Annotated in this window: 9 protein-coding genes and 1 pseudogene; 1 reads left to right on the top strand and 9 read right to left on the bottom strand. The window is 33.5% G+C overall.

Going from position 1 to position 11369, the window contains the following annotated elements; all coding sequences use genetic code 11:
* Nucleotides 1–122: 122 nt before the first annotated feature.
* The 6 genes from DN408_RS28120 to DN408_RS28090 all read right to left on the bottom strand — a co-directional run bounded on the left by DN408_RS28120 (nucleotide 123) and on the right by DN408_RS28090 (nucleotide 6625).
* Nucleotides 123–521 carry a DUF1259 domain-containing protein gene (locus DN408_RS28120; RefSeq protein WP_003190280.1) on the bottom strand — a complete coding sequence of 133 codons (399 nt, stop codon included), beginning with the start codon at nucleotides 519–521 and terminating at the stop codon, nucleotides 123–125.
* A 329-nt stretch (nucleotides 522–850) separates the two neighbouring features.
* The gene (locus DN408_RS31665; protein WP_000441003.1) at nucleotides 851–1012 is read right to left on the bottom strand and encodes a hypothetical protein; all 162 of its coding nucleotides are present in this window, start codon (nucleotides 1010–1012) and stop codon (nucleotides 851–853) included.
* A 626-nt stretch (nucleotides 1013–1638) separates the two neighbouring features.
* A complete protein-coding gene (locus DN408_RS28110; protein WP_147740471.1) occupies nucleotides 1639–2268 on the bottom strand; it encodes a LysE family translocator in 630 nt (209 codons plus the stop codon).
* A 209-nt stretch (nucleotides 2269–2477) separates the two neighbouring features.
* A complete protein-coding gene (locus DN408_RS28105) occupies nucleotides 2478–2693 on the bottom strand; it encodes a hypothetical protein (RefSeq protein ID WP_002017170.1) in 216 nt (71 codons plus the stop codon).
* Nucleotides 2694–3042: 349 nt separating this feature from the next.
* On the bottom strand, nucleotides 3043–4488 hold the full coding sequence (locus DN408_RS28100; protein WP_002128059.1) for a L,D-transpeptidase family protein: 1446 nt from the start codon (nucleotides 4486–4488) through the stop codon (nucleotides 3043–3045).
* A 604-nt stretch (nucleotides 4489–5092) separates the two neighbouring features.
* Complete coding sequence (locus DN408_RS28090; protein WP_078179129.1) at nucleotides 5093–6625, bottom strand: alpha/beta hydrolase; 1533 nt, start codon at nucleotides 6623–6625, stop codon at nucleotides 5093–5095.
* 755 nt (nucleotides 6626–7380) lie between these two features.
* On the opposite strand from DN408_RS28090, the pseudogene DN408_RS32270 reads away from it, so the two are divergent.
* Nucleotides 7381–7491 (top strand): annotated as a pseudogene (locus DN408_RS32270) (IS6 family transposase); the annotation flags it as partial.
* Nucleotides 7492–7596: 105 nt separating this feature from the next.
* Here the strand turns inward: DN408_RS32270 and DN408_RS28080 are convergent.
* From DN408_RS28080 to sdaAB, 3 genes are all read right to left on the bottom strand, one after another.
* On the bottom strand, nucleotides 7597–8916 hold the full coding sequence (locus tag DN408_RS28080) for an aromatic amino acid transport family protein (protein ID WP_002128061.1): 1320 nt from the start codon (nucleotides 8914–8916) through the stop codon (nucleotides 7597–7599).
* 293 nt (nucleotides 8917–9209) lie between these two features.
* Nucleotides 9210–10100, bottom strand: coding sequence for an L-serine ammonia-lyase, iron-sulfur-dependent, subunit alpha (sdaAA, locus tag DN408_RS28075; protein WP_002128063.1), 891 nt, complete (start codon nucleotides 10098–10100; stop codon nucleotides 9210–9212).
* Between the two features lie 22 nt (nucleotides 10101–10122).
* Entirely contained in the window at nucleotides 10123–10821 is a 699-nt protein-coding gene (sdaAB, locus tag DN408_RS28070; protein WP_002128064.1) for an L-serine ammonia-lyase, iron-sulfur-dependent subunit beta, read from the bottom strand.
* Nucleotides 10822–11369: the final 548 nt, after the last annotated feature.

Raw genomic sequence — 11369 nt, 5'->3', positions numbered from 1 at the left:
CTCTTTTTAGCTATATATGAGATTTTATAAAACCATCTACTTAAATCTATTTTCCAAGTATACCATTCAACAATCTGAAATATTCTAATCAGCACAATCACTCATTTAACTAAAAAAATTGGTTAATTGCATAATGCTCTTCTGACTTTCCTTGCAAAAATTAGTGGATCATCAACGTCTTCGATATTAACGTAAATTAAATTTGGATCATCACATAACCACTCATTGTGTATAGACGAAACAATTATTCCTTGTTTAATAATTGTAGCAACAAATTCAGTGACTTCCTTTTGTAAGAGTGCTACCCGCCCTAGACATAATGCCCGTCCAGTTTTATTATCTCGTGATTCGAATGAGAAGGAAGTTGTTACTCTAAAACGTTTCCCCAAGATTGTTGCTTGTATTTCATCTCGATTTATTGTTGCCACGCATTTTCCACCGGCGAATCCTTCTTGGCCGCCGATAATTCTTGCAAACTGTTGACAAATTGATTCCTCATTAATCGCCATACCTTCAATCATCCCCCCTTTTACTGTTAGGTTATGAATGAATACATAGGTCTGAAACGGTAATGAATCTATTCTATTACAAAAAAGATAATGGCAATCTAACGAAAACTGTTAGCTCAATTATTCTTGATCATTTGAATTAACTCGGCTATATATGTTAAGACATTTTTAGAGAGCATAAAAAAGACACCCTAAGGTGCCATCCTCCGACTTGAGAATCATATCTATGTATGGAGAAATTTAGAAAAGAGAAACTTCTAACTATAACTTATAGAGCTCTTATACCATGAATTACTTACATACATATTTCCTTATTTACCGGAAGAATAATCCCCGTTATATTACTTTCTGATCAGTCTCGTTAAAGCCATCCCAATAAATCCAGCACCCATCCCTATTAGCCATCCAGCATGAGTATCACCTAATATAGATCCCACTCCTCCGCCAAGAAACATGCAGCCAACGAATACTAATCCTCCAATTCCCCAATTCGGCCGTTCCATAATTCAATCACATCCCTTCAATAAAACATATGCGATTAACTAGCCTAACTTTCTTGCATGAGATAGTTAATTATTTTGCTTAGGTTTAGCACTTTCAGGGAATTCAAAAGATGCGGAAATTGAGCCATTTGAATGGATTGCAGAAGGTGAATTTAATTTTTTTATATTATAATAACTTAACGAAATCTGTTAGCTCAATTATTCTTGATCATATGAATTGTTACCAGAGTTTAAATAGTGCAGAATTTTTTTGTTATAAGGTGTTTTTCCTTTTCAGCTTGATGGGTATGGGGTGCTACTCCATCGCTATTAAGTTAAGAAACACATTCTTTCCCAAATGTTCAGTTAAAAAATGTCTTAGACTGCATTTAGTTGGTATAACTAGATTCCTCTATTCTAGTTTTCTAAATGTAATACTGGAAAAGATTTAACCTTGTCATTGGAGGGCACATATATTCATGACAATTAATTAAAATAGATCCTGCACTATGAAATAAATTTTTAGATAAACCAAAATAACAAGCAAAAAGCCCCTTCAAATTTGAAGGGGCTTTTTAGTATATAGAAATTAGCTTAAATCAAAGATAACATTTCTTGAAAAGGGGGCATTTTTATATTATTCAGGTTTATTGAGGAGCCTTCGTTTGAAGCAACTTTAACCCCATACCAATAAAAATCATTCCAGTTACTTTATTTAGAATCATCCCTACCTTTTGATTTCCTCTTAATTTTTTTGTGACATATGAAGAGAAATAAGCAACAAATAAACACCACAATAATCCAGTGACTGTAAAAGTAATTCCTAAAATGATAAAAGGCATAGGGCCTGAAGCCTTTGTATCTATAAATTGCGGAAGAAACGCAATAAAGAATAAAGAGACTTTTGGATTCGTGAGACTTGTTAAGAGTCCTTGTAAATATATCTTTCTAATGTTCAATTTATTGGATGAGGCTTGGAAAGCTACATTTGTTTTATCAAGTATCATTTTAATCCCTAAATATACAAGATAGATAACACCTATAACCTTAATGGTGTTAAATAACACAATGGATTTTGTAAGTATAATAGATAAACCAAAAGCAACCAATAATGTATGAACTAAAGAACCAGTAATACTACCAAAAACAGAATACACACCTGCTTTTCTACCTTGTGAAATACTTCTTCCCACAATATACATGGTGTCTGCGCCAGGAATTAGATTTAATAAAATCCCTGTTAGTAAAAACACTTCGTAATTAATAATACCGTACATTCTAGCACCCCTATCTATTTTTTTGGTGCCCTTATTGATATTAAATTAAATAAAAGAAAAAGAAAAGTGTTTTCTATTTATTCAATAAAATTAATGTTTTTTTAATTTACAACCAATAAAACTGATGGAGTGTATCATTCGTATCGCGGACCTAAAACTCACTATTGAATAAGTAAAACCCCAGAAATCCAAAGGTCTCTGGGGCTTCATTATATATTTAGCTCTTTTTGCTTTTTGTTTTGTTTGTGTCTATGCAGCAATTTTCGACTTATGAGAGAAATCAGTAATAAGATCAGTATTAGTACGAAAAGTTGCATAAATGATAAATCAAAATATTTGGCACCTGTAACTATTAAAAGTGTAGAAATCGTACCTTTTACAATGAAAAAAATAATAATCCATAATCCGCCTTTTTTCCAGTTCATTTTTATTTTACCCTTTCCTACGCTTAAATTCTTAAATGGGACACCTTAATAGAAATCTATTATATTAATAAAAAAGTAAACTTTTTCACAAAAATCATGTCCAATTACATGCGACGATTTCATAATAAATGAAAATGATATTCAGTGTCAATTTTATTGACTATTTGAATATCTATTTATCATCTCAATCTCTTTCTACTTCGTTTCTTATAGGCAATGAACTCTTGTTTTCAAACAAAAACACCTCCATTGAATTTGCACACTAAATATGCGAATTCAAGAGGTGTTTTTTCATGTACCATCAGATAAGATTTCCTGCTTTATTTATTTCTTGATACGTAGCTATTTTCTAGTACACAATAACTGGATCATTAGTGTTCAAACTATCATATACAGTTTTTGCAACATTAGGAAGAAGGTTTACACACCCGCCTGATCCCCCTGTTAAATAAGCATTATTTGCCCAGTCTTTTCGCCAGCCTGCATCATGGAATCCTTGGCCGCTATTTGTGAATGGAACCCAGTAATCTACCTTAACTGCATAATCAGCTTTACCTACTGCGCTGCCTTTGAGCGTGTATGGTGTTCGTTTATATAAGACGTACCACACACCTGGTGATGTATCTTCACTCGTGCTATGTTTACCAGTTACTACATTTGTTGTGACGACTAATTTCCCATCTTTATAAATCCAAATTTGTTGATCTGCAATTGAAACTTCCGCATACGTGTCTCCGATGCCATTATTCGATGTTGTTTCATAACCGATACCTTCCTTCTCCCAACCATTTCCATGGATATTAGAAGCAGATAGCGATTTTTCACCCTTTTCAAAAGCTTGTTGAACTTGTTTTGTTTCTTTTTCAACATCTAGTGCCCAGCCGTAGCCTTGTCCTTTTACTGATATGACCGAACCGGAATGGGTTTTAAAGCTGAAATTTTTATTTAATGTTGATTTAGCATTATTAATTTCAGCAATCTTATTTTTAATGTCGCTCGCATCGATTGTAACTTTCATATCCTTTGACATAGAGGCATTCTGAATTAAATCTTTCGCTTTTAAAGGATACACTTCATTCTGCACTTTATACTCAACAGACTGCCCAAGAAGATTCTGTAGTGCTTTCTCCTCTTTTTTGACAATCGGATCGTCTTCTTTAATAGGCTGTATGTATGTAGACTTCAGATGAATTTCACTTTTATACTTCTGCTTGTCGTAATCTTTCAGTAGACTAGTAACGTCATACTGTTTTCCATCAACGCTCTTCGAAATAACAACTTTTCCTTGTTCAAGCTTCGCCATAGCATCTTGAGGCGCTTTTAATTTTTCATTCATAGAGATGAGCTTTTCTTCTACAAGTTTTTTCATCGTTTCACTACGATACTGATCCGCCTTTTCCGGTAGCACTGAATATTTTTTTTCCTTTGAGGAAGGGAAAAATGTCCACTGGCTTTTTAATAGTTTCTTAACTTGAGGCAAATCTTTTTCCGTAAGTTCCGTTTTTGTATCTTTTTCATCTAAAATTTGTTGTTGATCAACATAGACTTTGTTTTCTAGTCCAGATGTTTTTAATTTCTGTATTGCCTGATCAGCGTTCAGACCACCGACTTTTGTGTCATTAATCGTAACATTTGAATTGAAGTGAGTTGTCTGATAATAACTCATTCCTCCAATGAGAAGTACAATTACACCAACACCCGCTGCAATAAGCTTCCAATTTGTAAAACGTTTGCTTGATCTTACTCGTTTTCTCTCAACTTCTTCAACTGATTCATTTATTGGATTATTGTTCATCAATCTTTCCCCCGTATACATTAACGTCAATCGATTTTACACTAAAACCATTGACTAGTGTACCTTATTTTTCCTAAAATTTCATTATTTTTAAAAAGATTTTATCGCATTTAATTAATTAAATTCGGGTTTTTCAATAGTACGATACATTGAATAACCCTTTACAAGTAATAAACTGAAACTTTAATCAACTGTTACACCAAGGGATTTAGCTAAATCTCTTGTGAAAGCTTTTTCTCTTTACGTAAAATACGAAGTATGTTCTCCATTTTTATGAACATCACCCCTAATTTTGCCAAAAACTTTTACATTATTAGTTTATATAATTCTGTTATTAATGTTAATTTTTTTTACATATCAAAAAAATAAACGATAATCCTTCTACATCTTAGATAGAAAGAATACCGTTTTTTCGTTTAGAGTATTTGTATATACTTCCAAATATTAAGACGCTAGCATGGATGATGCCCCCAGGTATGAGAATCTAAAGTATTTGAATAAGAAACTTTACTCCGTTCGTTATAGTTATTTACATCATAATATAATTATATATATTTCTATCTTAAGGACTGAAAATAGCTATTTAAAAATATAGTTGCTAATTTTATTTCAATCTTCCTTGCACCCAAGTAGCAATATCATTTATAACATACTCAGGGATATTAGCAGGACTATAATATTCATCCGATTTACTTAATTCTCCATCTTCTTCTGTAAAGAAGTGATTTAACTTTGAATATAGTCGATAATCAACGTTATCTCGCTCTTTTAATTGTTCTTTCCAAAAGGGAATTTCAATTTTTGAAGGAACTCGATAGTCTCTTTCTCCTTGAAGAATAAGAAGCGGTGTTTTTTGTTCTTTTGACATTTCTGCTGCTTTAATTTTACGGATTGAATCCCAATATACTGGTGGTCCTAAAGAAAAATCCTTTGGAGGATTCTGACTAGAGAAATTAGGATCCTTTAATAATTCAAATTGCGATTTGTAAAATTTATATTCTTCTGGTTTCATTTCTCCAATAGAAAGACGATACTCAAATTGATCTAAAACATTGTCTATGAATGCCTTGGCCGCCCCTCCCATCACAATTGCCCCAGCAATATTTTGATTTTGATTTTTTTCAATTATCCTCGGAATCATCATTCCACCTTGACTATGACCAAGAATATAAATTTGATTCTTATCTATCATAGGTTCATTTTGAAGAAAATAAGTCACCAAAAGAGCATCATCTGTTGTCTCTTTATCAACTGTATAAAAAGGACTAAGTTCTGTTTTCAATCCATGTTCATAGGTTCGTTTATTATAGCGAAGGACAGCAATTCCTTTCGAAGCAAGACCTTCAGCTAGATCGCGAAATGGTTTTAAAGCATACGTTGCTGAATCCTGATCGACTGCTCCAGCTCCATGAACAAGAATAACCGCTGGAAAAGGGCCCTTTCCCTTTGGAACAGATAATGTTCCTGGTAATGGAAATGCACCACTTCCAACTACTACTTCTTTATCAATAAATGATTCAGGTTTACTATATGATGGCCGATCTGCAACAGGACTAAACGACATACTGAGTTGAAAATCATCTATTTTTCCAGATGGATCTAGTTTAATTAATAAAGGTACTGTAAATTGTTCAAAAACTAATTTAATCTCAACATTTGTATGAACAGAATTCGTCTCTTTTTGTGTCACCTCTCCAATTCCCATAAAAGAACCTGCTGGTAATTTCGTAGGAAGTTCCTCCCAATAGTTCTTCAGCCATTTTTCAGATATTATTTTCTGTAATGATCGAGAAGTTAAATCAAATGCAGATTTATAATCTTCAGTATGCATAGAACGGATAAATGAAAGAGCAGTAGATATAACAGGATTTTCATCGTCAATATTGTCTATTTTTTTTATATTTGTGTTTGTTTCCTTTAATTTCGATTTAATTTGGTGGTTGAACGGATTATTATATGTATTTTGATATAAACTTGTTTTCAATACGTCCTTATTCCGTCCCTCATACAAGTTTGAATAATCCTCGAAATTTTTAGGTGAAATTACTTCCTCCGCATATGAAACCGAAGGAATGGTTATTGCACACATTGCACTGACAAGTAATAACTTACTCCCTATTCTTTTTTTCGTGCTCATATTTATTAATTCTCCCTTCACAATTAAAATTTTTAATACAGCATGCCTAGTACTATAAGGAAATAGAAATTTTACAGGCGATTAATAATCTATTTTACAATCCCCTCTAACGGGTTAAAAAGCTATTATAAACAAACTTTAATATAAAATGCCTTCTCCCTCTTTTTCCACATGTATGTTAACTCTAGAAATTACTTCTTTTCTTTAAAACACTCTTTTTACTGGTTTATTTTTCATATATAAGTCGTACCTGTTTCCCCCTTCGTGCTACTTTATATTTTTATCATATACAATGAAAATCTCTTTTTCCTTACCTATTCCTTACAAATCCCTTACATTCGAAATCGCTTTTATAATAGTGCTGTATGAACCTCTGTGCCTGAAAGCGCAAAAAAAAGAAACACCAATGTTATTTGCTTTGGTGCTTCTTTTTCACGCTTTAAATTTTGATTATTTTTCTTGCTATGTAACACAAATTACATTGTGCTGTCTGGAACACTCCTAACGTTGTTAAAATCACTTGTTTCAATAGTAAAATTTATACTAGAGGGTACTCATATCCAACAGTTTAAGAAAAAGAAACGCCTCAAAACAAAAAATGAGCTGACTTCTCAAAATAACTAAATGTAGAGACAGAAAATTTTCATTTAAGGGTGACTTCAAAACCATTAACTTAAGAAACGGATATTCTCCAGAACGAAAAATAAGAAGGATTCTTTCAAAATACTAGCTTGATGTACATTAATTGGCACCATAATATGATTGAATTAAACTCATTACAAACAGCTAAGAAAGTGATTGCTGGAATAGAAGTTATGCTTATAATCAAAAAAGGACAAACTCCCCAAGGGGAAAAGTTTGTCCAATACCATAATCGCTCTGGTTTAATAATATTTAATTCAGTTCCGCTAGGAATTTTTCATTCTTTTTTCATATCCCACTATTTTTGCATCAGAACTAACAATAGTAAATTAGAATAACGACTTAATACTCGCTAGGACAGTAAGGATACCTATAACAATAACAAATACATTGCTCATCTTCCCTCTATATTTAGCTAGTACAGGCACTTTACGAATTGCATACATTGGTAATAGACATAAGATAGCCGCAACTAACGGACCGCTAAGGGCATCAATGATTCCAAGAATACTTGGATTTGTATAAGCAACATACCAGCATGTTAATACGACAAAAGTAAGAATCATTGTCTTAACTGTTTTTTCTCCTATATCTTTCCCACGTTTTTTACCGGACTTGATAATCATGTCACGCATTACCTCATACGCCCCTATATAATGGCCAAGGAAAGACTTTGTAATAGCCACAAATGCAATGATAGGAGCCGCAATAGTGATTACTGGTGAATTAAGCTCATTAGCAAGATATGATAGGATTGACAAGTTCTGTTCTTTTGCCACCTTAAGATCATCTGGAGTCAAACTTAAAGTACTGCTCCAAACAAAGAACATAACAACAGCGAATGTCATGATATAACAAACTTTTTGTATTTGAGCACACTTGGCATCAGTAGCATCTATTCCATACGTAGCTCTCTGTTTCATAACGAATGACGAAATCATAGGAGAATGATTAAACGAGAATACGATGATTGGTAGTATCATCCATATTGTTCCAAAATATCCCGTTCCAGTTGAAGCAGTAGAAACACTTGAAAAACTTAGCATTGACGTATTCCACTGTGGAATTAAAGATATTGCGATAAAAAGTAGAGAAACAATGAAAGGATATACTAGCATGCTCATTATCTTTACAGTAATATCTTGACCAAAATTTAGTATAGCGATAAGACCGAGTACTAATACAAGCGATAAAATGGCCCTTGGAGGCTCCTGCATGTGCAATTGATGCACGATAAAACTACTTGCAGTATTTGTAAGTGCAACCGAATACATCAGCACGATCGTATAAATTGAGACGAAATATACTATGTTAAAAATGATACTTGCCTTATTTCCGAAATACTCTCTTATAGTACCCGTAATCCCCTCATCAGCAGAATTAGAAGCGTATATCATTTTAGCAAGCGCCCTATGTGAGTAATACATAACTGGATATGCAAGTATGGTAATTAACAGTAATGATAATAAACCACCTGAACCTGCATTAATAGGTAAGAAGAGTACTCCTGCTCCAATTGCTGTTCCAAAAAGACTCAATGCCCAGGTAGTATCCTGTTTATGCCACTTTTTAGGGTCTGGATATTTCTCATTTTTTACTGCAGTATTATCAGCTTGAAATTCTATGTTTTTTGCAGTATTCCCATTCATATAATAATTCCTCCTAGTTTCCTATTCTTACTTCTCTATTTAAGGCATCGGAATATAGACCGTTCTTGAAAAATGAATTGCTTATAAAGTGCGCCACATCGTATATCCTTCTTCTAAGTTAATCAAAATCAAAAAATTAGCGAAGCATCAATCTGACGGGGTTGTTACAACTTGCAAAATATTCCAATTGTATAGTAGTATATTTTATTAGTAATTCCCCCAATATACAGACATCCTTAGGCGAACAATAGAGAATAGATTGTTAACTATTTCACAATATACCCGATGATTGTTCATTGATTTGATTGTTTCTCTCCAAAGATTTTATTTTTAATGGCAATCCCTGTAGGTGTTGCTGCAATTCCACCTAAACCTGTCTCTCTTAATTCGCGAGGCATCTGTCTTCCAACTCTATACATCGCTTCAATAACTTCGTCAGCATTGATGATATTGTTTACGCCGGCTAATGCGATGTCCGCTGCTGCTAAAGCATTTGCCGTTCCAATGGCGTTTCTCTTTACACAAGGAATTTCTACCAAACCAGCGACCGGATCACAAACTAAACCGAGTAAATTTTGTAATGCAATCGAAAAAGCTACAGAAGATTGCTGTGGCGTTCCACCTGCAGCTTCTACCGCAGCTGCAGCCGCCATCGCTGAGGCACTGCCTACTTCAGCTTGACATCCTCCGTACGCTCCTGAAATACAAGCGTTGTTTGCGACTATCGTTCCAAATAACGCTGAAGTAAATAGAAAATGAATCATATCTTCATGACTTAACTGCAACGTATCTTTAATACTAAATAGGACTCCCGGAATCGTCCCACTCGCACCTGCTGTTGGAGTTGCACAAATAGCTCCTAATGCAGCATTTACTTCATTAACACCGATAGCACTTTGGATCCCTAACACCATCAAATCTCCAGAAAGGGTTTTCCTATTTTCTCGATAGTTTTTAATTTTAACAGCATCACCTCCGGTTAAACCAGTTGGAGAAAATACACCGTCGCCCTCGATACTTTTATTTATAGCATTTTGCATAGTCGCTAAATTTCGTTCCATTTTACTCCAAACTTCTTCATAAGTAGATTTAGTTTGTTCAATTTCCTGTTCAATTGCTAATTCATAAATTGTCTTTTGGCTTTTATTAGCTGCATCCACAATTTCTTTTATGGCCATATACATATTTTTTCACTCCCTAATGTAACTAAAGAATAATGAGCTTAGCTATATTGCTTAAATTTCCTAATTCCTCCTGGAGATTACCAGGCAATAGCGAATCCAATGCGAATGCATATAAATATTTCCTATTTCCTTCTAAACTATGAAAGTTATTAATTTCTACATCATATTGTTTAAAGATCCTGCGTAAAACAAATTCAAAGTCAGCTCTTTCGGAAATTGCAATAATGACTGGCAATGGCCCCTGCAGATCTAAACTAAATCCGTCAATTTCAACATGTTTGATTTCAATTAATCCACCGCCGACAGAAATACCCATCGTTCTAATACTTCGACTTTCATCCTCTAAATATACATCTGCCGTATTTGGATGATCAGCAGGACTATCACCCGCTTTTTCAATAAAGGTAATGTCGATTCCTTTAGATTCTGCTATTTTAATAGCATCTGGCACTTCGCTGTCATCGGCTGCAAATCCTAGTATCCCAGCAATAATCGCAAAATCAGTTCCATGTCCTTTATGGGTTTCAGCAAATGATTCATAATACCTTACCACGACTTTTTTTGGAAGACCTTGAAATAATTTATTGGCTACTGTTCCAATAGCCAAAGCACCTGCAGTATGTGAACTTGAAGGACCTATCATTATGGGCCCAATCACATCAAAACAACTTTTGTATTTAACAACCTTTTTTTCTTTAATAGATGCTACATTCATGTTCATATAAGCACCCCCATAATTTATTATTTTTAATTGCAGTTGAATCTAAGTTACTAAAATGACTGATTCAAAACAAGACCTTATTGAAGGCGCTTTCATTCTCGTGTCAAATACACTTTTCCTTTTGATCACATACCTTTCTTAGAGTAATCATGTCAGTATGTCCAAATTTAAAAGGTTATTTACAATGTCATTAGGATTTTTGCAAAAAAACTAGGTTTGATACTTTCTCTAGAGGTAATAAATTCTTTCTCGACGCCCTCATTATAGCTTGTATATTTATAGCTTGTATATTTATGATTTCTATAATTTTTTTATTTTTAGAAAGATTGAATAAACAGAATCTTGAATGGGTAATAGATTACACTTAGCATGTAGCAATTGTGTCCTTTGTTTGAAGCTGTATTAGTTAGTAGAAAAGCAAAAATAACACAGAGTTCCTTTCATTAACACATTGATTATATTGGAAAATCATTATAATGATACTTATATTATCCTTTGTTGAAACATTTAATTTTGGACATGAAAGCTGTTGCAATAAATGATTAATA

This window comes from Bacillus sp. AR13-1 (assembly GCF_008042285.1).
GTDB classification, from domain to species: Bacteria; Bacillota; Bacilli; order Bacillales; family Bacillaceae_G; genus Bacillus_A; species Bacillus_A mycoides.
Note: the sequence above shows the minus strand (reverse complement) of the source record. Positions and strands in the feature narration are given on the sequence as shown.

Coding starts and splice junctions, on each gene's coding strand:
- DN408_RS28120 (WP_003190280.1), bottom strand. CDS start 521: ATGATTGAAGGTATGGCGATTAATGAGGAATCAATTTGTCAACAGTTT.
- DN408_RS31665 (WP_000441003.1), bottom strand. CDS start 1,012: ATGGAACGGCCGAATTGGGGAATTGGAGGATTAGTATTCGTTGGCTGC.
- DN408_RS28110 (WP_147740471.1), bottom strand. CDS start 2,268: ATGTACGGTATTATTAATTACGAAGTGTTTTTACTAACAGGGATTTTA.
- DN408_RS28105 (WP_002017170.1), bottom strand. CDS start 2,693: ATGAACTGGAAAAAAGGCGGATTATGGATTATTATTTTTTTCATTGTA.
- DN408_RS28100 (WP_002128059.1), bottom strand. CDS start 4,488: ATGAACAATAATCCAATAAATGAATCAGTTGAAGAAGTTGAGAGAAAA.
- DN408_RS28090 (WP_078179129.1), bottom strand. CDS start 6,625: ATGAGCACGAAAAAAAGAATAGGGAGTAAGTTATTACTTGTCAGTGCA.
- DN408_RS28080 (WP_002128061.1), bottom strand. CDS start 8,916: ATGAATGGGAATACTGCAAAAAACATAGAATTTCAAGCTGATAATACT.
- sdaAA (WP_002128063.1), bottom strand. CDS start 10,100: ATGTATATGGCCATAAAAGAAATTGTGGATGCAGCTAATAAAAGCCAA.
- sdaAB (WP_002128064.1), bottom strand. CDS start 10,821: ATGAACATGAATGTAGCATCTATTAAAGAAAAAAAGGTTGTTAAATAC.